Source organism: Microbacterium songi (genome assembly GCF_042747925.1).
Classification (GTDB): domain Bacteria; phylum Actinomycetota; class Actinomycetes; order Actinomycetales; family Microbacteriaceae; genus Microbacterium.
On sequence record NZ_JBHZIE010000002.1, the window covers coordinates 96,057 to 121,219 of the forward strand.

The window sequence follows — 25,163 nt, forward strand, 5'->3', positions numbered from 1 at the left end:
ATCCGTCTCCATCACTCAGAGGTTCATCATGCCTGCAGAATCCTCCTCGGCCGTGCCCCGGCCGCCCGCCCGAACCGCATCGGCACCCGTGCTCACGGGCGCCCAAGCCGTCGTCCGATCGCTCGAACTCCTGGGTGTCACGGATGTCTTCGGGCTTCCCGGGGGCGCCATCCTCCCCGTCTACGACCCGCTGATGGACAGCACCGAGCTGCGCCACATCCTGGTGCGCCATGAGCAGGGCGCGGGACACGCGGCGGAGGGCTACGCCTCCGCGTCGAACAAGATCGGCGTTGCGATCGCGACGTCCGGTCCCGGTGCGACGAACCTCGTGACCGCCATCGCGGACGCCTACATGGACTCCGTCCCGATCGTCTGCATCACCGGCCAGGTGTTCTCCACGCTGATGGGCACCGACGCCTTCCAGGAAGCCGACATCGTGGGCATCACGATGCCCATCACCAAGCACTCCATCCTCGTCAAGCGCGCCGAGGAGATCCCCGGCGCCATCGCCGCCGCCTTCGAGATCGCGGGGACCGGTCGACCCGGCCCCGTGCTCGTCGACATCACGAAGGACGCGCAGCAGGCCGAGGTGCCGTTCGTGTGGCCGCCCAAGATCGACCTGCCGGGCTACCGGCCCGTGACGAAGGCGCACGGCAAGCAGATCCAGGCCGCGGCACAGCTGCTGGCGGGCGCGAAGAAGCCCGTGCTCTACGTCGGCGGCGGCGTGATCCGCTCGCGGGCGTCGAAGGAGCTGCTCGCGTTCGCCGAGGCTACCGGTGCTCCGGTGGTCACGACGCTGATGGCACGGGGTGCCTTCCCCGACTCGCACACCCAGCAGCTCGGGATGCCCGGCATGCACGGCACCGTCCCGGCGGTCCTGGCGTTGCAGGAGTCCGACCTGCTGGTGTCCCTGGGTGCACGGTTCGACGACCGGGTGACCGGCAAGGCGGCGTTGTTCGCGCCGAACGCGAAGGTCGTGCACATCGACATCGATCCCGCGGAGATCGGCAAGATCCGCGCGGCCGACGTTCCGATCGTGGGGGATCTGCGGGACGTGCTCGTCGACCTCGAAACGGCCTACCGGGCCGCTGCGGCGACAGCCGAGCCCGATATCTCGGAGTGGTGGTCCTACCTCGACGGTCTTCGTGAGGAGTTCCCCCTCGGCTACGCGCCGACGACGGACGGCCTTCTCGCACCGCAGCACGTGATCCAGCGCATCGGGGAGCTCACCGGACCCGAGGGCATCTACGCCTCGGGCGTCGGTCAGCACCAGATGTGGTCGGCGCAGTTCATCAAGTACGAGCGTCCGAACTCCTGGCTCAACTCCGGTGGCGCGGGAACAATGGGCTACGGCGTGCCCGCGGCGATGGGCGCCAAGGTGGCGGAGCCCGACCGCGTCGTCTGGGCGATCGACGGCGACGGATGCTTCCAGATGACCAATCAGGAACTCGCCACCTGCACGATCAACAACATCCCGATCAAGGTCGCGATCATCAACAACTCCTCGCTCGGGATGGTGCGCCAGTGGCAGACGCTGTTCTACGAGGGCCGGTATTCGCACACCAGCCTGAACACCGGGCACGGCAGCATCCGCATCCCCGACTTCGTGAAGCTGGCTGAAGCGTACGGGTGCCTCGCGATCCGCGTCGAGAAGCTGGAAGAAGTGGATGCTGCGATCACGCTGGCTCTCGAGACCAACGACCGTCCGGTCGTCATCGACTTCGTCGTCAGCGCCGACTCGATGGTGTGGCCGATGGTCCCTCAAGGCGTCAGCAACAGCTACGTCCAGTACGCGCGTGAACACGCCCCGTCGTTCGATCGCGAGGACTGAGCCATGACTTCGCACGTGCTGAGCCTTCTGGTCGAGAACAAACCCGGTCTGCTGACCCGCGTCGCGGGGCTGTTCGCGCGCCGCGGGTTCAACATCGAATCCCTCGCGGTCGGCGTGACGGAGGTGCCGGGTCTGTCCCGGATCACCGTGGTCGTCGACGTCGACGAACTGCCCCTCGAGCAGGTGACCAAGCAGCTCAACAAGCTGATCAACGTCATCAAGATCGTCGAGCTCGAGCCGGCGGCATCCGTCCAGCGCGAGCACATGCTCGTGAAGGTGCGCGCCGACAACGCCAACCGGTCGAGTGTGCTCGAAGTGGTGAGCCTCTTCCGCGCGTCGGTCGTCGACTACTCACCCGACGCGCTCGTCATCGAGGTGACCGGAGACCACGGCAAGGTCGACGCCCTGCTGCGCGCACTGGAGCCCTTCGGCATCAGGGAGCTCGCCCAGTCGGGCCTTCTCGCCATCGGCCGCGGCGGCAAGAGCATCACCGAGCGGGTCCTCCGCAACTGATCCCCGACCGTTCGCCGAGCGTGGCGGCACGATCATCGAACACCCCGAACGAAAGAGAAAACCAGTGACTGAACTCCTCTACGACGCCGACGCCGACCTCTCGATCATCCAGAGCAAGAAGGTTGCGATCGTCGGTTATGGATCGCAGGGCCACGCCCACGCGCAGAACCTCCGCGACTCGGGCGTCGAGGTCGTCATCGCCCTCAAGGACGGCTCGAAGTCGACCGCCAAGGCCGAGGACGACGGCTTCGAGGTGAAATCCGTCGCCGACGCGACCGCATGGGCCGACGTCATCATGATCCTCGCGCCCGATCAGCACCAACGCTCGATCTATACCGAGAGCATCAAGGACAACCTGACGCCCGGGAAGGCCCTCGCCTTCGCGCACGGCTTCAACATCCGCTTCGGCTACATCGATGCTCCCGAGGGCGTCGACGTGATCCTCATCGCGCCGAAGGCCCCCGGCCACACGGTGCGCCGCGAATTCGTCGCGGGCCGCGGCATCCCCGACATCATCGGCGTCGAGCGCGATGCGAGCGGCGAGGCGTGGGCACTCGCACTCTCGTACGCGAAGGCGATCGGCGGCACGCGCGCCGGCGTCATCAAGACCACCTTCACCGAAGAGACCGAGACCGACCTGTTCGGCGAGCAGGCAGTGCTCTGCGGCGGCATGTCGCAGCTCGTGCAGTACGGCTTCGAGACGCTCACCGAGGCGGGCTACCAGCCCCAGATCGCCTACTTCGAGGTGCTCCACGAGCTCAAGCTCATCGTCGACCTGATGTGGGAGGGCGGGATCGCCAAGCAGCGCTGGTCCATCTCGGACACCGCCGAGTACGGCGACTACGTCTCGGGTCCGCGCGTCATCTCGCCCGATGTCAAGGAGAACATGAAGGCCGTTCTCGGCGACATCCAGTCGGGCGCGTTCGCGAAGCGCTTCATCGAGGACCAGGATGCCGGAGCGCCTGAGTTCCTGGCCCTGCGCGAAAAGGGTGCTCAGCACCCGATCGAAGCGGTCGGCAAAGAGCTGCGCGGCCTGTTCGCCTGGCAGCAGACCGACACCGACTACGTCGAGGGCTCCGCAGCACGCTGAACCCTCGGCGCATCCCGCCGAGCCCGGCTGTCAAGAGCCACGAAGCCCGGCCCCGCACCACGGGGCCGGGCTTTCGGCACGCCCGGGCGGTCCGCGCAGGTGTGCACGACGGCGCACACGGCCTCGACCCAGCGAGCGCCTCTAGGGTGAAGAGGTGCGTCTCACCCCTCGTTCCCTCGGAGCGATCCTGGCCCTAGCGTCACTGTGGGGACCGGGGACTGCAGCCCTCACACCGACGGCGAACGCCCCGACAGGGGGCTCGTCGATCGCCGTCACCGCAGAGAAGTCCGACGTCGTCATCGACGAGGTCGCCGCAGCCGGGCCACGATCGGCAACGGACGGGTTCTTCGAACTCCGCAACGATTCGGCGGCGGAGATCGATCTCACCGGCTGGTCGGTGTCACGCTGCACCGCGGAGGGCAGCCTCGAAGCCATCCCCGACGTCGACCTCCGTGGCGTCGTCCTCGCCCCCGGTGCGCTGTTCACCGCCGAGCATCTGGGCAGCCGGCGACCCGGCCTGCGCGCTGACGCCTACTTCGCCCGGGCCATCGATCCGACCGGCTACGGGTTCGCGCTGCGCATGCCCGACGGGTCCATCGCCGATCGTGTGGCGGTCTACGCCAACACCCCCATCGCCGTGCTGACGGAATGCGGGATCGGTCCGAACCTGCCCGTCACCCTCGCGGAGGCTCTCGACGAGAGCTGGCAGCGAACGGAGGCCGGTACCTGGGTGCGGGCGAAGGCCACGCCGGGCGCCCCGAACGCGGCGCGGTCCGAACCGGTCGCCGACACCGCGGTGCGGATCGACGAGATAGCGCCTGCCGGTCGAGTCGGTCACGGCGACGATCTGGTGGAACTGCGCAACACGGGCGTCACCGCGCAGGACGTCGGCGGGTGGAAGGTGTACCGCTGCACGGCACGCGGAATCGCCAGCGAGGGCACGCTCCAGTACACCTTCCCGGAGGGCGCACGTCTGGCCGGCGGTGAGCGGTTCGTGCTGAGCGGTCCGGAGGGTCTCGGGACGATCGCGGACGCGCGCATGGAGACCTCTCTGGCAGATCGGACGAGCGGCATCCTGATCGTGACGGCGAAGGGCCTGCGCGTCGACGGCCTCACCATCTCGGCAGGGCCCGACACGGCCTGTCAGACGGGCGATGCGAAGTTCACCGACCGGCTGGATTTCCGTCGAGGTGAAAGCTGGCAGCGTCAGGCCGACGGACGGTTCCTGATCGCACGCAGCTCCCCGGGCGCGATCAACAGCCACATCGACGATCGCTACTCGCCGCGCACCTTCTCGCTCGAGTGAAGACCCGGCGGTGCCAGGGCGCGTGACCTACGCTGGAGGCATGACAGCCGGCCGCGACGACGACGCCCTCTCCTGGGACGGTGACGACGATCCGACGCTGGTGACCGGTGTCGACGAGCGCGACGTCACGGCTACCGCCGCCGACGCCGCGACCGACGAGAAGGCGGCGGTCGAGGCATCCGACCCCGTGGCCCTCCCGCAGGGCTTCGACGCCGTCGGGCGCGGGTCGGACGAGGTCGGCCGCCTCGAGCGTGACGGCACGGTGACCGCGGTGTCCGAGCCGAAGCCGCTCGGCAACGCGGCTCTCGTCGGCATCGGAATCCTCAGCGGCATCTACCTGCTCTGGACGATCGGGTGGGTCGTGGGCGGGCTGCGACTGCAGGGGACCGCGCAGTTCCTCGTGGCCCCGGTCGGTTATCTGGTCAGCCTGTGGCTGGCGATCCTCGCCCCCCTGATCTGGTTCGTCACCACGTTGGTCCTCACCCGCGGCTCCCACACGTGGGTGCGGGTGCTGTGGCTGCTCGCGGGGGCGATCCTGCTCGTGCCCTGGCCGTTCCTCGCCGTCGGGGCGGTGGGTCAGTGAGCGCGGTGCAGACGGATGCCGCGGCATCCGCACGTCGTACCCCGACGTGGCTCGTCGCCACGATCGCCGGACTGTTCGGGCTGTTCTACGCGTACGCCGTCTGGAATGCGGTGGCCTTCCTCATCGCTCAGGCGAGCGGCCCGCTGGGATTGAACGGCCTCGGATGGTTCGTGCTCATCCTGCCCGTGGTGCTGCCCATCCTCGTCTTCGCGGGCGCTCTCGCCATCGGCCGGCGGCGGACCGCGCTGCACCTGCTGCTGGTGATGCTCGCCGGTCTGACCCTGGTGTCGGTGTTCTGGCTCGACGTCATCGGGTACGCGGCCTCGTCGGGTGCGTCCCTGCTGGGCTGAGATGCACCGACGCGGGGGAGCGCGGCCGCGAACCGTCACACGGTGCGAGCCGCCGAAGCGCCCACGGTAGGCTGACAGCGATCTCGCCGCCCCCGCCCCGGGTCGTTCCGACGGGCATGCGGCGCGCTGATCTCGCCTCCACCCCGCCCCGATCGCCCCGCTCCCGCGGTGCGCGTGAACGCTCGAAGGACCCACCGTGTCGAAGCCCGTCGTCCTGATCGCCGAACAACTCTCTCCCGCCACGATCGACGCGCTCGGTCCCGACTTCGACGTCCGCCAGGTCGACGGCACCGACCGCCCCGCGCTCCTGGGCGCCCTCGCGCACGCGCACGCGGTGCTGGTGCGTTCGGCGACGAAGATCGATGCGGAAGCCCTGGCCGCAGCCCCGGTGCTGAAGGTCGTCGCCCGTGCGGGGGTGGGCCTGGACAACGTCGACATCAAGGCCGCGACCACCGCCGGCGTCATGGTCGTGAACGCACCGACGTCGAACATCATCTCGGCCGCCGAGCTCACCGTCGGCCACATCCTGAGCCTCGCGCGCCACATCCCGGCCGCCCACGCCTCGCTCGCCGCCGGACAGTGGAAGCGCAGCGCCTACACGGGCACCGAGCTGTACGAGAAGACGGTCGGCATCATCGGCCTCGGGCGCATCGGGGCGCTCATCACCGCCCGCCTGCAGGCTTTCGGTGTGCAGGTCGTCGCGTACGACCCGTACGTCACCCCCTCCCGCGCACAGCAGCTCGGAGTGACGCTGCTCTCGCTCGACGACCTGCTCGCGCAGAGCGACTTCATCTCGATCCACATGCCGAAGACCCCCGAGACCACGGGCATGATCGGCGCCGAGCAGTTCGCGCGGATGAAGTCGTCCGCCTACATCGTGAACGTCGCGCGCGGAGGGCTCATCGACGAGAAAGCGCTCTACACGGCTCTGACCACGGGCGAGATCGCCGGCGCGGGACTGGACGTCTTCTCCACCGAACCGCCCTCGGTCGACGGGCCGGCCTTCCCCCTGCTCGACCTGCCCAATGTCGTCGTGACCCCTCACCTGGGTGCGTCCACGGAAGAAGCGCAGGAGAAGGCCGGCGTGTCGGTCGCCAGGTCGGTGAAGCTCGCGCTCGAGGGCGACCTCGTGCCCGACGCGGTCAACGTCGCCGGGGGGATCATCGACCCGTTCGTGCGCCCGGGCATCGCCCTCGTCGAGCAGCTCGGGCAGTTCTTCACCGGGCTCGCCGAGAGCGCGCTCACCAGCCTCGACATCGAGGTGCGCGGAGAGCTCGCGGCGTACGACGTCAGCGTCTACCGGCTCGCCGCTCTGAAGGGCATCCTCGCGAATGTCGTGAGTGAGAACGTCTCGTACGTGAACGCACCGCTGTTCGCTGAGCAGCGCGGCATCGAGACGCGACTCATCGTCGAAGCGGACAGCCCGCAGTACCGCAACATCACCATCCTCCGCGGCACCCTCGTCGACGGCTCGGTGCTGACCGTCGCCGGCACGCTCGCCGGCACGCGCATGGTGCCGAAGGTCGTCGGCATCAACGGGTACGAGATCGAGGTGCCGATCGAGCGTCACCACGTCGTGATGCGCTACGCCGATCGTCCGGGCATCGTGGCCATCTACGGGCAGGAGCTCGGCGGCGCCGGCATCAACATCGAAGGCCTCCAGGTGGCCAGACCGGATGCCACGGGCCGCGCGCTCTCGGTTCTCACGGTCGATTCACCCGTGCCCGACGTGCTGCTCGAGCAGATGCGCGTGGCCGTCGGCGCGGACATGTTCCAGCAGATCCTGCTCACCGAGGACTGATCCCGGTGATCGTTCGGTCGCCTGCCGGCCGGCCGCGAACGGTCGCGACACGCCGTTCCATCGCGAACGGGGCCGGGTGTCACGGCGTGTCGCGACCGTTCGGTGGCCGCCTGCGTGCCGCGCCAAGGTCGGCACACAGCGCACGGGTCCACTCCGGCCGCGGCGCGCCGGGCAGAGGTGAAGAGCGGGGCGGCAGCATCCGCGGGTCATACGGTAGAAGGACGCATCGTTGAGAGGATCCCTCGTGACAGACGCTCCGCTCCCACCGCCGTACACACCGCCGACGAACGGGCCCGGGTCGGCGCCCGCGACAGCAGCGGGAACGGATGCCGCGGCCGCTCCCGCGCTGCAGCTCGTCGGTCTCAGCAAACGCTTCGGTGACAAGGTGGCCGTCGACGACCTGCACTTGACCGTGCCGACGGGTTCGTTCTACGGCCTGGTCGGACCCAACGGCGCGGGCAAGACCACCACCCTCTCCATGGCGACCGGGCTTCTGCGTCCCGACGCCGGCCGTGCCTTGATCGACGGCATCGACATGTGGGCGGACCCCCTGCGCGCGAAAGCGCTCATCGGCAACCTCGCCGACGGTGTGGCGCTGTTCGACCGACTCACCGGCGAGCAGCTCGTGACCTACAACGGCATGCTGTTCGGGCTCGACCGCGCCACGGTCGCCGAACGGGTCGCCGATCTGCTGCGGCTGCTCGACCTCGAAAGCGCCGCCGGCACCCTGGTCGTGGACTACTCCGCGGGGATGACGAAGAAGATCGCCCTGGCCTGTGCCCTGGTGCACGCGCCACGCATCCTCGTGCTCGACGAGCCCTTCGAGTCCGTCGACCCGGTCTCGGCGGCGAACATCCGCGACATCCTCACGAGCTACGTGGCAGGCGGCGGCACCGTGATCGTGTCGAGCCACGTCATGGACCTCGTCCAGCGGATGTGCGACCACGTCGCCGTGGTCGCGGCAGGCCGCGTGCTGGCCGCCGGCACCATCGACGAGGTGCGTGGCGAGCAGACGCTGGAAGACCGTTTCGTGCAGCTGGTGGGCGGGCGTCACCACGCGGAGGGGCCGGAATGGTTGCGACACTCCTGAGGCTGCGGCTGCGGGTGCTGGGCAATTCGCTCACCCGCAGCACGTGGCAGCTGGTCGCGACGGTCATCGGCGGGCTGTACGGCCTCGGCATGCTGGTCGCGGTGGCCGCGGGCGCGGTCGCGCTGGGGTTGTCGGCGTCGTTCGACCTCGCGGCGACGATCATCGTCCTGGCGGGGTCCCTCCTGACGCTCGGCTGGGTGCTCTTCCCGCTGCTGCTGACCGGGATCGAGCAGACGCTCGATCCGCCGCACCTGGTGCAGTACCCGATCCCGATGCGCACCCTGCTGATCGCACTCACACTCGCCGGGGTGATCGGCATTCCCGGCGCGGTGTCGCTCCTGGCGGGGCTCGCTTCGGCCGCCGCGTGGCTGCGCTCCCCGCCGGCGATGGTCGCCGCGGTCCTCTGCGCGGTCATCGGCGTCGTGACCGCCGTGGTGGCATCGCGCGCGATGGCGGCGCTGAGCGTCGGCCTGCAGTCCAGCAGGCGCGCCCGAGAGCTGAGCGGCATCTTGATCATCATCCCGCTCCTGCTGCTCGGGCCCATCATCATCGCGCTCACGCAGGGAATCAGCAGCTCTGCCGGCGCGCTGCCGAACCTGGCCTCGGCGCTGGGATGGACCCCACTCGGTGCGGCATGGGCCGTGCCTGGGGCCATCGCCGTCGGCGACATCGGGGGAGCGGGCCTCCGGCTGCTCATCGCGCTGGCGACCCTCGTGCTGCTGTACATCGTGTGGCGCGGAGCGCTCGCCCGGGCCCTGGTGACACCCGCCGTCGCGACGAACCGGTCGGTGTCGCGCGGCAAGCTCGGCGTGTTCGCGCGCGTGCCGCAGACGCCCGCAGGCGCGATCGCTGCGCGCTGCCTGACCTACTGGCGGCGCGACCCCCGCTACGCGCGTCAGCTCATCTCGGTGCCACTCATTCCGGTCCTGCTGTGGTTCTACTCGATCCTCAACGACGCGCCGGTGCTGGTCATGTGGACGGGCCCGCTGCTCGGCTTCACGTTCGCGCTCACGCTGGCCTCGGACATCTCCTACGACGGCACGGCCTTCGCGACCCATCTGATCGACGGGGTGCGGGGGAGGGACGATCGCCTCGGCAGGCTCTCGGCCCTGGCCGTCTTCGCGGTCCCGATCACGCTGCTGGCGGCGGTCGGCGGAGTCGCGTTCGCAGACCAATGGCAGCATCTCCCCGTCATCCTCGCCCTGTCGATCGGGACGATGCTCACCGGCATGGGAGTCGTCTGCATCTCATCGGCGAGGTTCGTCATGCCGGTACCGCGCGCCGGCGACAACCCCTTCAAGTCGGCTCAGGGCTCGAGTTTCACGACGGGACTGCAGGTGTTCGCCGTGTGGGGCATCGTGCTCGCCATCATGATCCCGACGGGCGTCCTCGCAATCATCAGCTTCGCATCCGGCTCGGCGGTCTTCGGCTGGAGTGCGCTGGCGTGCTCCGTGGTCATCGGTGTCGCGGTGCTCATCATCGGCATCCGCGGAGGCGGTGCACTCCTGGACCGCACCGGCCCGACGCTCCTCATGCAGCTCCGGCGGCTCCGCGGCGCGTAGGCGGCTCCGCGGCGCGTCCGTTCCATCCAGAGCGTCAGCGCGCCGCGGCGGAGAGCACGAGAGCGATCAGCGCGTCGAGCTCTTCATCTCTCGGAACGGGGCCGGGAACCGACCCGCCGTTGAGCGCATTGTTGAAGTACAGGCCGTCACTCACCAGCATCACGAGGTCGAGGGCGGTCTCGTCCTTCGCGTGCGGGCGCAGCGCCCCCGCCCAGTGCTCCCGGACCGCCCGGAGCGCCTCGGACGCCACCGTGTTGCCGCCCTGAGCGAGACGTGACACCCCGATGAGCGCTCGGTCCAGGGGGTCGTTCTCCATCACCGAGGAGCGCAGGAAATAGGCGATGGCGCCCTCAGGTGCGGTGGTGATGAGCGCGATGTCGTCGTCGACGAGGCGCTCGAGGCGTTCGATCAGCCCGTTCTCCAGCGCGTCCTTCGAGGCGAAGTGATAGAGCAGACCGCCCTTGGAGACCCCGGCAGCGCGGGCGGTGGCATCCATCGTCGCCGCGCGCTCGCCCTCGGCGATCAGCAGATCGGAGAACGCATCGAGCACGGACTCGCGGGCGCGCGGCGGTCGGCTCATGGTCTCGATGGTATCGACGTGGACGTCACCCGTCTGATACTATACCGGCTGGACGGTTTACTTATTCCGTCGAAACCGAGGACACCATGAGCACCACCTACGAACGCATTTCCACCGAAGCCCTGACGACCTCTCCGCGGGTCGGCTGGCGCGGCTGGACCGCTCTTGCTGTGCTGATGCTGCCGGTTCTACTCGTCTCGGTCGACAACACGGTTCTCAGCTTCGCCCTGCCGCAGATCGCCCTGCACCTCGAACCCACCAGCACCCAGCAGCTCTGGATCATCGACGCCTACCCGCTGGTGCTCGCGAGCCTGCTCGTGACGATGGGCACGCTCGGCGACCGCTTCGGTCGGCGACGGATGCTGCTCATCGGCGCGACCGGATTCGGAATCGTGTCCGTGCTCGCGGCGTTCGCACCCAGCGCCGCCCTCCTGATCGCCGCCCGCGCCGGCATGGGCGTCTTCGGCGCGATGCTGATGCCCTCGACTCTTTCGCTGCTGCGCTCGATCTTCCGCGATCGCGAACAGCGCCGCCTCGCGATCGCGATCTGGGCAGCGGGCTTCTCCGCGGGTATGGCCCTGGGCCCGATCGTGGGCGGTCTGCTGCTCGAGCACTTCGCCTGGGGCTCGGTGTTCCTCCTCGCCGTGCCCGTGCTGGTGCCGCTGCTGATCCTCGTGCCGCTGCTCATCCCCGAGAGCCGCGACCCCAAGCCCGGCCGCATCGATCCGCTCAGCATCGCGCTGTCTCTCGGCGCCATGGTGCCGTTCGTCTACGGCATCAAGTCGCTCGCGGTCGAGGGCGTTGCGGGACCCGCGCTGCCGCTCATCGCCTTCGGCATCCTGCTCGCGGCGCTCTTCGTCCGTCGCCAGCTCAAGGCCGAACAGCCGATGCTCGACATGGCTCTGTTCCGGCACGCGCCCTTCTCGGGCGCGATCATGGTCAATCTGCTGAGCGTCATCTCGCTGGTGGGGTTCCTGTACTTCGTGGCTCAGCACCTTCAGCTGATCCTCGGACTGAGCCCGATGGACGCCGGCCTCGCCCTGCTTCCCGGTCTCGCTGTCATGATCGTCGCCGGGCTGCTCATCGTGCCGGTCGCCCGCCGCGTGGCGCCCCGACTGCTCGTTCCGTCGGCGCTCGTGCTGTCGGTGCTGGGCTACGTGATGGTCGCGCTCACCGCCGGCGAGGGCTCGCTGTCTCTCCTCGTGATCGCCTTCATGTCGCTCGGAGCGGGTATCGGCATCGCCGAGACCGTCTCGAACGAGCTCGTGCTCAGCAGCGCGCCGGCCGCGAAGGCCGGTGCGGCATCGGCCGTCTCCGAGACCGCGTACGAGCTGGGCGCCGTGCTCGGCACGACGATCGTGGGCGGCATCCTCACCGCCTACTACCGTGCCACGCTGCAGTTGCCCGCCGGGATCCCGGCCGACGCGGCGTACCAGGCGCGCGAGACGCTCGCCGGCGCGGTCGCGTCCGCCGACCAGCTCGGCGAGCCCCTGGCGACCGCCCTGCGCGACGCGGCGGCTCACGCTTTCGACGGAGGCGTGGTGATCACCTCGCTGATCGGCGCGGGTCTGGTGGTCATCGCCGCGGTCATCGCGGCCGTTACCCTGGGGAAGTCCCGTCCCACCGCAGCCGCCGAGCACTGATCCGTCCGCTCCGCCGCTGCCCCGTCAAGGAGTTCCATGTCGCAGGTGCAGCAGGTGCCCGAGTCCCGGACCGTGAAACTCGCCGTGATCCCCGGCGACGGCATCGGCCCGGAAGTCGTCGCCGAGGCCGAAAAGGTGCTGGATGCCGCGACCGCAGGTTCCGGCATCCGGTTCGACCGAACGCGCTTCTCGCTGGGTGCCGCGCGGTTCCTCGAGACCGGTGACACGCTCACCGACGAAGACCTCTCGTCGATCGCCGGTCACGACGCGATCCTGCTCGGAGCGGTCGGGGGCGTGCCGGGAGACCCGCGTCTCGCGGACGCCAACATCGAGCGGGGTCTGCTGCTGAAGCTGCGGTTCGAGCTCGACCACTATGTCAACCTGAGGCCGTCCAAGCTCTATCCGGGTGCACCGGGGCCCCTCGCCGACCCCGGAGAGATCGACTTCGTCGTCGTGCGCGAGGGCACGGAGGGTCCGTACGTCGGGAACGGCGGCTCCATCAGACGTGGCACGCCGCATGAGGTGGCCAACGAGACGTCGGTCAACACCGCCTTCGGAGTGGAGCGGGTCGTGCGCTACGCCTTCGACCTCGCGGAGCGGCGCCGCCGGAAGCTGACACTCGTGCACAAGACCAATGTGCTCGTCCACGCCGGAGGCATCTGGCAGCGGATCGTTAATGCCGTGGCGAAGGAACACCCCGGTGTCGCCGTAGACTACCTGCACGTCGACGCAGCAACGATCTTCCTGGTCACGAACCCGGGCCGCTTCGACGTGATCGTCACCGACAACCTCTTCGGCGACATCCTCACGGACCTGGCAGGCGCCGTCACCGGTGGCATCGGCCTCGCCGCATCGGGCAACATCAACCCCGACGGCGCGTTCCCCTCGATGTTCGAGCCCGTGCACGGTTCGGCGCCCGACATCGCAGGCCGGCAGAAGGCCGACCCCACGGCTGCGATCCTCTCCGTCTCCCTGCTGCTGGACCACCTGGGGCTGCGGGACGAGGCGGCACGCGTCACCCTCGCGGCCGAAGAAGACATCGCAGCCCGAGACGGCTCGCCCCGCACCACCTCCGAGATCGGCGACGCGATCGCGGCACGGCTCCAGGCGTAACCTGGAACCCCGCTCGCACCGCCGGCGACCCCACCGTAGGACGTGACATGACTCTCATCGATTCCAACCCCGACACCGACCTCGATCCGCTCGAGTTCGCCGTCACCCGCAACCTCGCCGCCAAGACCGCCGCGCAGCGCGAAGAGATCTTGAAGAACCCCGGCTTCGGCCAGTCCTTCACCGACCATATGGTCGACATCTGCTGGTCGGTGCGGGGAGGCTGGCACCGTCCGCGCGTGCAGCCCTACGGCCCGATCACCCTCGACCCCGCCGCCGCGGTGCTGCACTACGGGCAGGAGATCTTCGAGGGGATCAAGGCTTATCGCCACGCGGACGGTTCGGTCCACACCTTCCGCCCCGACCAGAACGCCCGTCGCCTGCAGCGCAGCGCCCGTCGGCTGGCCCTGCCCGAACTGCCCGCCCCGTACTTTTTGCAGTCCCTCCGCGAGATCGTCGCGATCGACGGCGCGTGGGTGCCGTCGGGCGAAGACCAGAGCCTCTACCTGCGGCCGTTCATGTTCGCGAAGGAGGCCTTCCTCGGCGTCCGTCCGGCGCACAAGGTCGCGTACTACGTGATCGCTTCACCCGCGGGCGCGTACTTCAAGGGCGGTGTGCAGCCGGTATCCATCTGGCTGAGCGAGGACTATGCACGCGCCGGCAAGGGCGGGACCGGCGCAGCCAAGACCGGCGGCAACTACGCCGCCTCGCTGTTGCCGCAGTCGGAGGCCTACGAGAACGAGTGCGATCAGGTCGTGTTCCTCGACCAGGACGGCAACGTCGAAGAACTGGGCGGCATGAACGTGGTGTTCGTGTACAAGGACGGCACGATCGTCACGCCGCAGTCCGACAGCATCCTCGAGGGCATCACGCGCGACTCGATCCTGCAGCTGGCGGTCGACCGCGGGCACAAGGTGCAGGGCCGGAACGTCTCGCTGACGGAGTGGCGCGAAGGTGTGGCATCCGGCGACATCGTCGAGGTGTTCGCGTGCGGGACGGCAGCGGTCGTGACACCGATCGGGCTGCTGAAGGGCAAGAACTTCTTCGACGAGCAGCCGACCGGCACACTCGCGCTGTCGTTGCGCGAGGAGCTGACCGACATCCAGTACGGCCGCCGCGAAGACCGTCACGGCTGGCTGACGCGACTGGACGCCTGAGCCGTTCTCCGCGGCAGAGTGGGTGGGGCGAAGGCACCGGTGCACGGCCGGGCGGGCGACGCGACCGGGTGCGGATGCTGCGGCCTGGGTAGGCTGAGCGGGTGAAGATCGCCCGATTCAGCCACCAGGACAGCATCCGCTTCGGCATCGTCGACGACCGCGACCTGGTCGTGCTCGACGGCGATCCGATGTTCGCGGGTTTCGAGACCACGGGCGAGCGCGTGCCCCTCGTCGATGCGGTGCTGCTGGCACCGGTGATCCCACGTTCGAAAGTGATCTGCGTCGGTCGCAACTACCGCGAGCACGCGGCGGAATTCGGCAACGAAGCGCCGACCGAGCCGATGCTGTTCCTCAAGCCGAACACCGCGGTGGTGGGACCGGGCGATGCCATCGTGCGGCCGCCGCAGAGCGAGCGCACCGACTTCGAGGGCGAACTGGCCGTCGTGATCGGCTCGATCGCCAAGAACGTGGCCGTCGAGCGGGCTGCCGAGGTCGTCTTCGGATACACGATCGGGAACGATATCACCGCGCGTGACCTCCAGAAGCGCGACGGCCAGTGGGCCCGAGCGAAGGGATTCGACACCTTCTGCCCCCTGGGACCGGTTATCGAGACCGAGTTCGATGTCGCGTCGGCCACCATCGAGTCGCGCCTCAACGGCGAGGTGCGTCAGCACGCCCCGTTGAGCGACATGGTCCACTCCGTCGCGGACATCATCGCCTACGCCTCGGCCGCCTTCACCCTCCTCCCCGGAGACGTCATCCTCACCGGCACACCGGCCGGGGTCGGACCATTCACCGCGGGCGACACGCTCGAAGTCGAGATCAGCGGACTGGGAGTACTGACCAACACCGCACGCAACGCGTGACCGATGTCGAAGACCCGGCGCCCGCCGAGCTGCAGCGTATTCAGCGGCGCACCGTCGGCGTCCTGAGCGCCGGGCAGGTGCTCGGTGGTCTCGCCTTCGGTGCCACCATCTCGCTCGGCGCGGTCCTCGCCCGCGAGCTCTCCGGACAGGACGCGCTCTCGGGACTCGCCACGGCCGCCATCACGCTCGGAACGGCGATCTTCGCCGTGCCGCTCGCGCGTCTCGCGCGCCTTCACGGACGCCGGCGCGCCCTCACGCTCGGCATGCTCGTCGCCCTGGCCGGCGTCGTGGTCGTCCTCGGTGCGGTGAGCATCGACTCCTTCCCCCTGCTCCTGGTCGGATTCGGGCTCATCGGGTCGGGACAGGCCGCGAACCTGCAGTCGCGCTTCGCCGCTGCCGACCTGGCGACGGATGCCACGCGAGGCCGTGATCTGTCCCTGGTGGTGTGGGCCACCACGGTGGGCGCCGTGCTCGGCCCGAACCTCGTCGGTCCGGGCGAGGTGATCGGCGACGCGCTCGGAATGCCGGCGCTCACGGGCCCCTACGTCTTCACGCTGGTGGCGCAGCTTCTCGGAGTGGCCCTCTATCTGAGCGCCCTCCGACCGGATCCTCTCCTGCTGGCCAGGCGCGTGGCGGCGGTCTCGGCGGCCGCCGGTGCATCCGCGATCGCCCGAGTCGACCAGCCGCTCGTCGCCCGGTACGCCATCATCGCGATCGCCGGCGCCCACGGTGTGATGGTGGCTGTCATGGCGATGACCCCGGTGCACCTGCTGCATCTGATGGGCGGGGCAGGAGACGCGGCATCCGTCACGATCATCGGCTTCACGATCAGCCTCCACATCGCCGGCATGTACGCGCTCTCTCCGGTCTTCGGGCTGCTGGCCGACCGGTTCGGTCGGGTGCGCACCATCCTGCTCGGCCAAGGGCTGCTGCTGGCGTCGCTGCTGACGGCGGCTTTCGGCGAGGCCGACACGACCGCCGTGACGATCGCTCTCGTCCTGCTCGGACTCGGGTGGAGCGCCACCACCGTTGCGGGCTCGGCGCTGTTGACCGAGGCGTCCGGCGAACACCTGCGCACCCGTCGGCAGGGACGCAGCGATCTCACGATGAGCCTCGTCGCGGCGATCGGCGCGGTGCTCGCGGGCCTGGTGCTCGGATGGATCGGCTACGGGGGGCTCGCCCTCCTCGCGCTGATCGTGGTGATCGTGGTCGTGGGCTTCGCTCCGCTCACCCGGGCACGGCCGGTGGCATCCGTAGAGCCGCGTCGGCCGGGACGGTGATCAGCCGATCAGCGCCGTCGCGGCGAGACCTACGTCATCATCGTCGTTGAACACGTGGAATGCGACGCGGGCTCTGCCCGCCCGACCCGAGGCGGACACTCCCGCAGCTCCCAGACGAGCGAGGTCGCACCCGCTCGCATCGGACCACGTCACGATGGCGCTGGGACGTGGGGGAGCGGGGATGCCCATCCGGTCCCGGAACGCCGCGGCCAAGCCGGTGGTGTGCGCGTGGGCCGCTGCGCGGTCCATGTCCGCGAAGAGCGCCAGCGCGGGTTCGGCGCCGACGAACGCCTGCCACGCCGGTGAGACGTCGAAGCGCGAGGCGTCCTCCGCCAGCACCACCTCGTGGCCGTAGCACGACGTCCAGGGATCCGCCCCCGCGTACCAGCCGGCGAAGATCGGCGGAACGAGGTACTGCAGCTGCGCGGAGAGGGTGAGGAAGGCGACACCCCGCGGGGCGCAGAGCCATTTGTACGTGTGGCACACGAGGGCGTCGAACGCCCCCGCGTCCACCGGCAGCCAGCCCACGGCCTGGGTCGCGTCGCAGAAGGTGCGCGCGCCCGCGCGGTGTGCGGCGGCGACGATGGCGTCGGCGTCCGCCACCTCGCCCGTCGCCGACTGCACGATCGAGAACGCGACGAGCCACGTCCGCTCGGTGATCGCGTCGGCGAGTCCCGCCACGGGCGCGATCCGTACACGAATCCCTCGACCGGCGTGCACGAAGGGCAGCATGATCGAGGAGAAATCGCCCGCGGCGCACAGCACCTCGGCGTCGTCCGGCACGGACGCGGCGATCAGGGCGGCCAGGACCGAGGTCTGCGAGCCGACCGCGACCCGGTCGGCGCTCACGCCGACGAGGTCGGCGAAATGCCGACGACTGCTTTCCACCAGCGCGGAGTAGGCGACCGGATCGGGTCGACCTCCCGCCGAGGCATGGGCATCGACGATGATCGCGTCGCGTGACGCCCGCGGCGTGAGACCCACCGTGCAGGCTGCGAGGTAACCGCGGCCGCCCGCGAACTCCGCGCGCGCCGACGCGAGTGAGGCGGGCGAGATCGGAACGGTCACCCGTCCAGGGTGCGGGACGCTCCACGCATTCGTCTACGGCACGCGTGAGATGCGACCCATGCGTGCGCATTATGATTCCGATCGTGGCCGATGCGCGGGATGAGTCTCCGGAGTTCGATGTGCAGACGCTCCGGGTGGTGAAGGCGATCGCCGACGGCGGCTCGATCACCGCCGCCGCAGACCTCCTGGGACTCAGCCAACCGGCAATCAGCCAGCAGATGAAGCGCCTCGAGCAGCGCCTCGGCGTGCCTGTCATCGAGCGCGCCGGTCGTCGGGTGCGACTCACCGAGGCCGGGCGCATACTCGCCCGCCACGCGCCTTCCGTCACGACGGCGTTGGATGCGGCCACGGAGGAGCTCGACGAGCTGCGCGGCCTGCGGGTCGGTCGCGTGCGCCTCGTGGGGTTCCCTTCCGCCTCGCCGTCGCTGGTGCCCCGACTGCTCGCCGACCTCGCGGTGCGCCATCCCGGCGTCGTCCTGACCTACGTGGAGGCCGAGCCGCCCGAGGCGGTCGCGGCGATCCGCGACGACCGTGCCGACGTCGCCTTGACGTTCAGCTACGCCGGCGACCGCGAAGATCCGCACCGCTCGAGCGCGCGAGGACTCGCGGTGCGCACCGTCGGCACCGACGACCTGCTCCTCGTGCTGCCCGCGGCACATCCTGCTGCCTCGCGCCCGCGTCGCGGCGACGTCGCGTCACTCGCCGGGCTCGCAGCGGAGAACTGGATCGCAGGCTGTCCGCGCTGCCGGGGACATCTGCTCGAGCTGTGCGGTCGTCATGGCTTCGAACCTCGGATCACCTTCGAGACCGACAACTTCGTCGCTGTGGAGGGCCTCGTCGCGCAGGGCATCGGCGTCGCCACCCTGCCGCGCATGGCCGTCGAATCGTTCCCACAACTGCCGGGCATCGTGACGCGCCCCCTCCCCGCGGCCGAAGGCCGCACGCTGCACGTCGTCACCGCGCTCGGCGCCGAACGCGTTCCCTCCGTACGCGCCACCCTGAGCGCCCTCACGCGTGTGCTGCCGCCGCCCGCGACGTCCTCGGCGGTCGAGGCCACGGTGGCCGGGGGACGGGCGAACTAAGCTGGTGGGTGATGTCCTCCTCACCCGATCCCCGCACCACCACCGCCACCGGCGCCGACGTGCGCGTGCGCTTCTGCCCCTCACCGACCGGACTGCCCCACGTCGGGCTCATCCGGACGGTGCTGTTCAACTGGGCCTACGCCCGCCACAACGGCGGCACGCTGGTCTTCCGGATCGAAGACACGGATTCGGCGCGCGACAGCGAGGAGAGCTACCAGCAACTCCTCGAGGCGTTGCGGTGGCTGCGCATCGATTGGGACGAAGGGGTGGAGGTCGGCGGTCCGCACGCGCCCTATCGTCAGTCGCAGCGCCACGACATCTACCTCGACGTGCTCGACAAGCTTCGCGCGACCGGTCTCGTCTACGAGTCGTACTCGACCGCCGAGGAGATCGACGCGCGCAATACGGCGAACGGCCGTGCGAAGCAGCTCGGTTACGACAATCACGATCGCGATCTGACCGACGAGCAGAAGGCCGCCTACCGTGCGGAAGGACGAGAGCCCGCCTTCCGCCTGCGCGTTCCCGACCACGACCTCACCTACGACGACCTGATCCGCGGCGAGGTGACGTTCCCGGCCGGTTCGTTCCCCGACTTCGTGCTCGTGCGAGCCGGCGGCGTGCCGCTCTATCCCTTCGTCAACCCGGTCGACGATGCGCTGATGGGAATCACGCATGTCATCCGTGGCGAGGACCTGATGCCGTCGACGGCTCGCCAGTTGGCGCTCTATTCCGCTCTCGTCGAGGCCGGTGTGACGACGTTCATCCCGCGTTTCGCGCACATGCCTCTCGTGCTCGGCGACGTCGGCAACAAGAAGCTCTCCAAGCGCGACCCCCAGGCCGACCTGTTCCTGCAGCGCGAGAGGGGTTTCATCCACGAGGGCCTGCTGAACTACCTCGCTCTCCTGGGGTGGTCGATCGGCCCTGATCGGGACGTCTTCTCGCTCGACGAGCTGGTCGCGGCGTTCGACATCGTGGACGTCAACCCGAACCCGGCGCGGTTCGACCAGAAGAAGGCCGAGGCGATCAACGGAGACCACGTCCGGATGCTGCAGCCCGCCGACTTCGCGGCTCGGCTCGTGCCCTACCTGACCGCGGCGGGTGTCGTGGCCGATCCCCCCACGGCCGACCAGCAGGCCATGCTCACAGCATCCGCGCCCCTCGTGCAGGAGCGGATGCAGCTGCTGGGCGACGCCCCCGCGCTGCTGGGCTTCCTCTTCACGAACGCGATCACGTATGCCGATGATGCGCTGGCGACGCTGCCTGCGAATGCGAACGAGGTCATCGTCGCTTCGGTCGCGGCACTCGAACTGGTGCCGGAGGGGGAGTTCACCGCAGCCGCAGCTCAGGAGGCTCTGGCCGCTGCACTCATCGAAGGGCTCGGACTGAAACCTCGCGTCGCGTACGGTCCGCTGCGCGTCGCGCTGAGCGGCCGCCGGATCTCGCCACCGTTGTTCGAGTCGATGGAACTGCTCGGCAAGCGGGAGAGCATCCGTCGGCTGGGCGCACTCGTGGAACGCGCCTCCTGACTCCGCGTGGGTGTCGCGCTCCGATGCCCGCGTTCGCGGACACCTCCGGATGGTCACGTGGTGCCCGGTTTGGCTCACGCGTCCCCGTCGACTAGAGTTGACCCTCGGCACGGACTTCTGTCCAGCGCCTTGGGGTATGGTGTAATTGGCAACACGGAGGTTTCTGGTACCTTTGTTCTTGGTTCGAGTCCAGGTACCCCAGCAAGTGAAAAACCCCCGCTCAGTGGGGGTTTTTGCTTTTTCCCGATGACTCCGAGGCCCGTGGGCCGAGGGCAGTCCGATAATGGACACATGGATGCTCCACCGTCCGTCGCGACCGAAGCCGACTCGTCGATCGATGAGCTGACGGCCCTTCGGAAGCGGGCGTACGGGCCCGACGCCGACATCCTCCGAGATCCCCGTGCTCTGCGCCGTTTGACGGAGCTCGAAAGCGCCGACCGCCGGACGCGCGCGGTGCCACCCGTCCGTCCTGCTCCCGCGGGGCCCCACCAAACGGCCCCGGCGAACGCGGCAGACCCCGAGGGTGCGCGAGACGAATCCACGGCGCCGTCCGGTCAGGGGCGGTCCGCGGCGGTCGCGGATCGCGCCCGACCGTCGGAACGCGTCGACGATCCCGCTTCCCGCGTGGGAGCTGACCCCTCCCCGTCCGGCACACCGGGTACGCCGTGGCGACGCGTGCGAGGCGGCGTGCTCGCGCTCAGCCGGAAGTGGTGGGCCGTCGCCGCGGCGAGTGTCGTCCTCACCGCCCTCGCGATGTGGGGTCTCCAAGCCGCCACCGACCGGCCGGACGCCCTGCTCGCGCCGATCGCGTCGACGCCGGCCGAGCGCGAGGCGGTCGATGTGCCCGGGTCGCTGGCCGGCTACCGTGTCGACGATGCCGAGCTGCAGCGCTACGAGTCCTATGGTCGACTGCGGGTGTGGAGCGGTGAGAGCGCCGACGGCCGGCGCTGCCTGTTGCTCGAGACCGAGAGGTACGGCGTCTTCAATGCGGGCTGTGTTCCGGTCGGTCTCGACCCGGTCGTCGACTTCACGGTCTACGAGGGGATGCCCGCGGCGCTCCGCGGGGATCTGCCGGTCGGCAGCGTCGTGCGGTTCGTCCTCGTCGGAACGCAGGTGGAGGTGTCGGCCGCCACCGCGACCACGACCGCCTGAGGCTGATGCCCGGCTGTCATCCCACGATCTCCCCGAGGGCTTCGATTCCTGCGGCCAGGTGATCCGGCATGTCGTCGCTGTGTGCGACGAGCAGCAGCGCCATCGCCGCCGCCCATCCCTCAGCGCGGATCCACGTGGCATCGTCGTACACGTCGGCCAGCGCGGACCGGAACAGGGCTCTGCCATCGCTGTCGAACGCGAGCCACGCGGCTGCCAGATCGTAAGCGGGGTCGCCCGCCGTCGCGTCGCCGAAGTCGACCACGCCGACGAGCCGACCGGCGAGCACGACGAGGTTCGCCGCGTGCAGGTCGCCGTGGATCCAGACGGGCGGTCCGCCCCACGGCGGCTGCATGAGCGCATCGGCCCAGCGCGCGGCGGCCGAGGCCAGCAACGTGTCCTCGATCGCGCCGGACCGCCGCAGCATCTCCAGCCGCTGGTCCACCGCCGCCTTCCGTTCGACGAGCGGCACCCCTCTCACCGGATTGTGCGGAGCATCCGCGGGCGCCTCGCGGTGCAGTGCACGCATGACGGAGGCGAGAGTCCGAGCCCATCCGGCTCGCATCGCGCGGGGGACCGTGAGGCCGGAGGAGCCCTCGATCCACGGCACGACCGACCACTGCCACGGGAACGCGCCGCCCGGCGAGCCGACGAGGAGCGGCGCAGGTGTCTGTACACCGACGGTGTTCAGACTCGGGGCCAGGACGCGAAGGGCCTTCTGCTCGTGAGCGATGAGCGGCGCGGCGAGAGCGCGACGGGGGAGGCGCACGGCAAGCTCATCACCCCACCGCCAGATCTCGCAGTCCCAGCCCTCTGCGACCTTGCGGAGCGGATCGGTCGCCGGTTCCCCGAAGCTCCTGGCCTGCTCGGCGAGCAGGGAACGGACCACGTGCTCATCGATCAGCACTTCGGATGCGGGCTTATCGGTCACCCGTAAACCTTCACACGGATCGATAATGGGCGAGTGGATGCGTCACCGATGCCGCCCGCGCTCCTTCGCGAGCTGTCCGATCTGCGTCGCCAGGCCTATGGGCCCGACGACGGCGCCGCGATGGAGCGCGATGCCCTCCGCCGACTCGGAGAACTCGAGGCCATGCTGCATCCGCGTGACGCGTCGGGCGAGACGCGAGCGCTTGCCACCATCAAGCTGCCCCCCGCCCTCGTGCCCCCGCGAGTCGAAGACTTCCTGCCTGCCGCGCCCGGCAGCGGCCCCGCGCCACGCCACCTTCGATCGCCTTCGCGGATCCGCGGGCTGCTGCAGAGCGGCGCCGTCGTCTCGACCATCGCCGTCGTCGTCCTGGCCACCGGCATCGCACTCGTTGCGACCGCTCCGCACGGCGAAGCCCTGCTCGTCGCGACTCCCGCGACGGGACTCGAGCGTCAGCAGCTCGTGGACGCGGTCGATCTGGAGTCATTCGGGCTCATCGGCGCACGCCTGCAGCAGTACGAAGACTTCCGCGGACTTTCCGTGTGGTCCGCGGCGACCGCACGTGGTGTGACCTGCCTGCTGGTGGGCTCGGATGCCGGGCGGCCGATGGGAGCCACCTGTGCGCCGTCACCGCTCAGACCCTCCTACGACTACACGATCTCGGACGACACCCCGCGGGGAGTGTCCGCGGGTCTCCCGCGAGGGAGCGTGATCCGCTTCACCTGGGAAGACCAGACCGTGGGCGTCTGGATCGCCGAGGCGGCCGTCTCGTGAAGACGCGCCCGCAATGTGGATGTCCACGAACTGACCCTTGTGATTATGTTGTTCTGTGTTGTAGTCTGTGGGAATCGGCGAAGGAGCAGAAGTATGTACGCAACGGAGCGGCAGGAGCTCATCGAGCGCATCCTGATCGACGACGGACGCGTGGGTGTGCTCGATCTCGCCCGCCGCTTCGACGTCACCACCGAAACCGTGCGCCGCGACCTCCTCACCATGGAGCAGGGCGGCACACTCCGACGTGTGCACGGTGGCGCGGTCGCCTTGGAGCGGCCGAGCACCACCGAGCCGTCGATCGCCGATCGCAGCCACCGCCGCAGCAGTGCGAAGCAGGCCATCGCCCGCCGCGCGATCGAGGCGATCGGCGAAGGGTTCACCGGTTCGGTGTTCTTCGACGCGGGAACGACGACGGCCGCCGTCGCCGACCAACTGCCGTTGCGACTGGCGGCCGTCCGCGGCGCCGCCGAGGTCGTCACTCACTCGCTGAGCATCGCTCACGCGCTCGCCGACGTGGACTCGGTGTCGCTGTCGATCGTCGGCGGCCGCATCCGCGGCGTGACCGCGGCCGCCGTCGGCGCCGACACCGTGCACGCCATCGAGACGCTGCGACCCGACATCGCCTACGTCGGGGTGAACGGCCTGTCGCACGCGTTCGGGGCGAGCACGCCCGATCCCGAGGAGGCTGCCGTCAAACGCGCGGTCGTCCGCTCGGCCCGCCGCGTCATCGTGGTGGCGGACCAGACCAAATTCGGCCGCGAGCTGCTCGTCAGCTTCGCGGCACTGTCCGCCATGGACGTTCTCGTGACGGATGCCGCGCCCACGGCGCCGCTCGCGTCGGCGCTCAACGATGTAGGAGTCGAGGTGTGGTGCGCGTGATCGTCACCGTGACCGTCAATCCGTCCCTCGACCGGGCGGTACGCCTGGCCGCGCCCATCGAGCCGGGTGAGGTGCAGCGCGGCCTGGACGCCCGTGAGGATGCGGGGGGCAAGGGCGTGAATGTCGCACGAGCTCTGCGCGCCGCGGGGGTGGGCGCCCTGGCCGTCGTCCCCTGCGCGCAGGACGATCCCTACCGGCTGCTCCTGGAGCACGACGGCGTTCCCGTCCTGCGGATCGAGGTGCAGGGGCGCACCCGCGCGAACCTCACCATCGCCGACCCGCAGGGCACCACGACGAAGATCAATATGCCAGGGCCCCAGCTGTCGCAGGCCGAGGCATCCGCCCTCGTCGACGGCGTCGTCGCTGCTGCGGAAGGCGCTGACTGGGTCGTGCTCGCAGGGTCGCTGCCCCCCGGCGTCGGGGACGACTTCTACGCTGAGATCACGGCGGCGGTGCGTGCCCGTTGGGGTGCCGAAAGCCCGAAGATCGCCGTCGACACATCGGGTGCAGCCCTGGCGAGCGTCGTCGCGACCGCGCGTCCCGACCTGATCAAGCCGAACGACGAGGAGCTCGCCGAGCTGGTGGGCGCCGGCGCCTCGTCGGGTGATGATGACGTCATCGCCACCGCCATCGCGCACGCCAAGGACCTCGTGCCGGAGCGCGTGGCGGCAGCGCTCGTCACTCTGGGTGCCGCCGGTGCACTTCTGGTGACGGCCGATGGCGTCCTGAGGGCCTCGGCCCCCAAGATCATCGTGTCCAGCACGGTCGGTGCCGGCGACAGCTCGCTCGCGGGGTATCTGATCGCCGCCGCCGAAGGCCAGAACGACACCGGACGTCTGCGCCGCGCGGTGGCGTACGGTGCCGCCGCCGCATCGCTCCCGGGGACGCAGATCCCCGGTCCTGCCGACATCCCGGACTGGGACATCCCCGTCGACTCCCTCTTGCCCTGACGAACAGCCTCGCTCCACCACACTGCAGTGCCCGAAACGACCACG

General features: G+C 69.6%; 23 protein-coding genes and 1 tRNA gene. 21 read left to right on the forward strand and 3 right to left on the reverse strand.

The annotated features are described in order from the left end of the window. Positions 1-28 precede the first annotated feature (28 nt). The 9 genes from ACFM35_RS04525 (at position 29) to ACFM35_RS04565 (ending at position 10,126) form a co-directional block, all read left to right on the forward strand. Positions 29-1,831, forward strand: coding sequence for an acetolactate synthase large subunit (locus ACFM35_RS04525; protein ID WP_378838934.1), 1,803 nt, complete (start codon positions 29-31; stop codon positions 1,829-1,831). A 3-nt stretch (positions 1,832-1,834) separates the two neighbouring features. Then, complete coding sequence (gene ilvN, locus ACFM35_RS04530; protein WP_378838937.1) at positions 1,835-2,344, forward strand: acetolactate synthase small subunit; 510 nt, start codon at positions 1,835-1,837, stop codon at positions 2,342-2,344. 64 nt (positions 2,345-2,408) lie between these two features. Continuing rightward, entirely contained in the window at positions 2,409-3,434 is a 1,026-nt protein-coding gene (gene ilvC / locus ACFM35_RS04535) for a ketol-acid reductoisomerase (RefSeq protein ID WP_378838939.1), read from the forward strand. A gap of 154 nt (positions 3,435-3,588) precedes the next feature. Then, complete coding sequence (locus tag ACFM35_RS04540) at positions 3,589-4,740, forward strand: lamin tail domain-containing protein (protein WP_378838941.1); 1,152 nt, start codon at positions 3,589-3,591, stop codon at positions 4,738-4,740. A gap of 40 nt (positions 4,741-4,780) precedes the next feature. Then, on the forward strand, positions 4,781-5,323 hold the full coding sequence (locus ACFM35_RS04545; RefSeq protein ID WP_378838943.1) for a DNA polymerase III subunit gamma/tau: 543 nt from the start codon (positions 4,781-4,783) through the stop codon (positions 5,321-5,323). Next, positions 5,320-5,673 carry a hypothetical protein gene (locus ACFM35_RS04550; RefSeq protein ID WP_378838946.1) on the forward strand — a complete coding sequence of 118 codons (354 nt, stop codon included), beginning with the start codon at positions 5,320-5,322 and terminating at the stop codon, positions 5,671-5,673. Before ACFM35_RS04545 ends, ACFM35_RS04550 begins: the two co-directional genes overlap by 4 nt. 196 nt (positions 5,674-5,869) lie before the next feature. Then, positions 5,870-7,474 carry a phosphoglycerate dehydrogenase gene (serA, locus tag ACFM35_RS04555; protein WP_378838948.1) on the forward strand — a complete coding sequence of 535 codons (1,605 nt, stop codon included), beginning with the start codon at positions 5,870-5,872 and terminating at the stop codon, positions 7,472-7,474. A 346-nt stretch (positions 7,475-7,820) separates the two neighbouring features. Then, positions 7,821-8,564, forward strand: coding sequence for an ABC transporter ATP-binding protein (locus ACFM35_RS04560; RefSeq protein ID WP_378839481.1), 744 nt, complete (start codon positions 7,821-7,823; stop codon positions 8,562-8,564). Beyond that, positions 8,546-10,126, forward strand: a complete 1,581-nt coding sequence (locus ACFM35_RS04565) for a transporter (protein ID WP_378838950.1) — start codon at positions 8,546-8,548, stop codon at positions 10,124-10,126. The genes ACFM35_RS04560 and ACFM35_RS04565 overlap by 19 nt, the downstream gene beginning before the upstream one ends. Before the next feature lie 34 nt (positions 10,127-10,160). Here the strand turns inward: ACFM35_RS04565 and ACFM35_RS04570 are convergent, their stop codons facing one another. After that, positions 10,161-10,706 (reverse strand): TetR/AcrR family transcriptional regulator, encoded by a 546-nt coding sequence (locus ACFM35_RS04570; RefSeq protein ID WP_378838953.1) that lies wholly within the window; start codon positions 10,704-10,706, stop codon positions 10,161-10,163. A gap of 86 nt (positions 10,707-10,792) precedes the next feature. Between ACFM35_RS04570 and ACFM35_RS04575 the strand changes: the two genes are divergently transcribed. The 5 genes from ACFM35_RS04575 (at position 10,793) to ACFM35_RS04595 (ending at position 16,762) form a co-directional block, all read left to right on the forward strand. Further along, a complete protein-coding gene (locus ACFM35_RS04575) occupies positions 10,793-12,349 on the forward strand; it encodes an MFS transporter (protein ID WP_378838955.1) in 1,557 nt (518 codons plus the stop codon). Between the two features lie 36 nt (positions 12,350-12,385). Further along, the gene (locus tag ACFM35_RS04580; protein ID WP_378838957.1) at positions 12,386-13,462 is read left to right on the forward strand and encodes a 3-isopropylmalate dehydrogenase; all 1,077 of its coding nucleotides are present in this window, start codon (positions 12,386-12,388) and stop codon (positions 13,460-13,462) included. Between the two features lie 47 nt (positions 13,463-13,509). Beyond that, the gene (locus ACFM35_RS04585; RefSeq protein WP_378838960.1) at positions 13,510-14,616 is read left to right on the forward strand and encodes a branched-chain amino acid aminotransferase; all 1,107 of its coding nucleotides are present in this window, start codon (positions 13,510-13,512) and stop codon (positions 14,614-14,616) included. A 101-nt stretch (positions 14,617-14,717) separates the two neighbouring features. Continuing rightward, a complete protein-coding gene (locus tag ACFM35_RS04590) occupies positions 14,718-15,482 on the forward strand; it encodes a fumarylacetoacetate hydrolase family protein (protein ID WP_378838963.1) in 765 nt (254 codons plus the stop codon). Beyond that, the gene (locus tag ACFM35_RS04595) at positions 15,479-16,762 is read left to right on the forward strand and encodes an MFS transporter (protein WP_378838965.1); all 1,284 of its coding nucleotides are present in this window, start codon (positions 15,479-15,481) and stop codon (positions 16,760-16,762) included. Before ACFM35_RS04590 ends, ACFM35_RS04595 begins: the two co-directional genes overlap by 4 nt. Here ACFM35_RS04595 and ACFM35_RS04600 read toward each other — a convergent pair whose 3' ends face one another. After that, positions 16,763-17,830, reverse strand: a complete 1,068-nt coding sequence (locus tag ACFM35_RS04600; protein ID WP_378838968.1) for an aminotransferase class V-fold PLP-dependent enzyme — start codon at positions 17,828-17,830, stop codon at positions 16,763-16,765. 83 nt (positions 17,831-17,913) lie between these two features. Here ACFM35_RS04600 and ACFM35_RS04605 point away from each other — a divergent pair, with 83 nt between their 5' ends. The 4 genes from ACFM35_RS04605 to ACFM35_RS04620 all read left to right on the forward strand — a co-directional run bounded on the left by ACFM35_RS04605 (position 17,914) and on the right by ACFM35_RS04620 (position 21,590). Continuing rightward, a complete protein-coding gene (locus tag ACFM35_RS04605; protein WP_378838970.1) occupies positions 17,914-18,912 on the forward strand; it encodes a LysR family transcriptional regulator in 999 nt (332 codons plus the stop codon). Positions 18,913-18,923: 11 nt separating this feature from the next. After that, positions 18,924-20,438 carry a glutamate--tRNA ligase gene (gene gltX / locus ACFM35_RS04610; protein ID WP_378838973.1) on the forward strand — a complete coding sequence of 505 codons (1,515 nt, stop codon included), beginning with the start codon at positions 18,924-18,926 and terminating at the stop codon, positions 20,436-20,438. A 130-nt stretch (positions 20,439-20,568) separates the two neighbouring features. Next, positions 20,569-20,640: transfer RNA gene (locus ACFM35_RS04615), tRNA-Gln, on the forward strand. A gap of 89 nt (positions 20,641-20,729) precedes the next feature. After that, positions 20,730-21,590: a hypothetical protein gene (locus tag ACFM35_RS04620; protein ID WP_378838976.1), complete on the forward strand. Its 861-nt coding sequence runs from the start codon at positions 20,730-20,732 to the stop codon at positions 21,588-21,590. Between the two features lie 16 nt (positions 21,591-21,606). Here the strand turns inward: ACFM35_RS04620 and ACFM35_RS04625 are convergent, their stop codons facing one another. Beyond that, complete coding sequence (locus ACFM35_RS04625) at positions 21,607-22,518, reverse strand: aminoglycoside phosphotransferase family protein (RefSeq protein ID WP_378838978.1); 912 nt, start codon at positions 22,516-22,518, stop codon at positions 21,607-21,609. Positions 22,519-22,551: 33 nt separating this feature from the next. Between ACFM35_RS04625 and ACFM35_RS04630 the strand changes: the two genes are divergently transcribed. The 3 genes from ACFM35_RS04630 to pfkB all read left to right on the forward strand — a co-directional run bounded on the left by ACFM35_RS04630 (position 22,552) and on the right by pfkB (position 25,118). Then, the gene (locus ACFM35_RS04630) at positions 22,552-23,289 is read left to right on the forward strand and encodes a hypothetical protein (RefSeq protein ID WP_378838980.1); all 738 of its coding nucleotides are present in this window, start codon (positions 22,552-22,554) and stop codon (positions 23,287-23,289) included. 93 nt (positions 23,290-23,382) lie between these two features. Further along, complete coding sequence (locus ACFM35_RS04635; RefSeq protein WP_378838983.1) at positions 23,383-24,168, forward strand: DeoR/GlpR family DNA-binding transcription regulator; 786 nt, start codon at positions 23,383-23,385, stop codon at positions 24,166-24,168. After that, positions 24,165-25,118 (forward strand): 1-phosphofructokinase, encoded by a 954-nt coding sequence (gene pfkB, locus ACFM35_RS04640; protein WP_378839483.1) that lies wholly within the window; start codon positions 24,165-24,167, stop codon positions 25,116-25,118. The genes ACFM35_RS04635 and pfkB overlap by 4 nt, the downstream gene beginning before the upstream one ends. The last annotated feature ends 45 nt before the right edge of the window (positions 25,119-25,163 follow it).

Bases quoted from the DNA above. Each gene is read 5' to 3' on its own strand.
- ACFM35_RS04635 (WP_378838983.1), top strand. From the start codon at position 23,383: ATGTACGCAACGGAGCGGCAGGAGCTCATCGAGCGCATCCTGATCGAC.
- ACFM35_RS04565 (WP_378838950.1), top strand. From the start codon at position 8,546: ATGGTTGCGACACTCCTGAGGCTGCGGCTGCGGGTGCTGGGCAATTCG.
- ilvN (WP_378838937.1), top strand. From the start codon at position 1,835: ATGACTTCGCACGTGCTGAGCCTTCTGGTCGAGAACAAACCCGGTCTG.
- ACFM35_RS04570 (WP_378838953.1), bottom strand. From the start codon at position 10,706: ATGAGCCGACCGCCGCGCGCCCGCGAGTCCGTGCTCGATGCGTTCTCC.
- ACFM35_RS04575 (WP_378838955.1), top strand. From the start codon at position 10,793: ATGAGCACCACCTACGAACGCATTTCCACCGAAGCCCTGACGACCTCT.
- ACFM35_RS04525 (WP_378838934.1), top strand. From the start codon at position 29: ATGCCTGCAGAATCCTCCTCGGCCGTGCCCCGGCCGCCCGCCCGAACC.
- gltX (WP_378838973.1), top strand. From the start codon at position 18,924: ATGTCCTCCTCACCCGATCCCCGCACCACCACCGCCACCGGCGCCGAC.
- ACFM35_RS04620 (WP_378838976.1), top strand. From the start codon at position 20,730: ATGGATGCTCCACCGTCCGTCGCGACCGAAGCCGACTCGTCGATCGAT.
- ACFM35_RS04585 (WP_378838960.1), top strand. From the start codon at position 13,510: ATGACTCTCATCGATTCCAACCCCGACACCGACCTCGATCCGCTCGAG.
- ACFM35_RS04580 (WP_378838957.1), top strand. From the start codon at position 12,386: ATGTCGCAGGTGCAGCAGGTGCCCGAGTCCCGGACCGTGAAACTCGCC.
- ACFM35_RS04545 (WP_378838943.1), top strand. From the start codon at position 4,781: ATGACAGCCGGCCGCGACGACGACGCCCTCTCCTGGGACGGTGACGAC.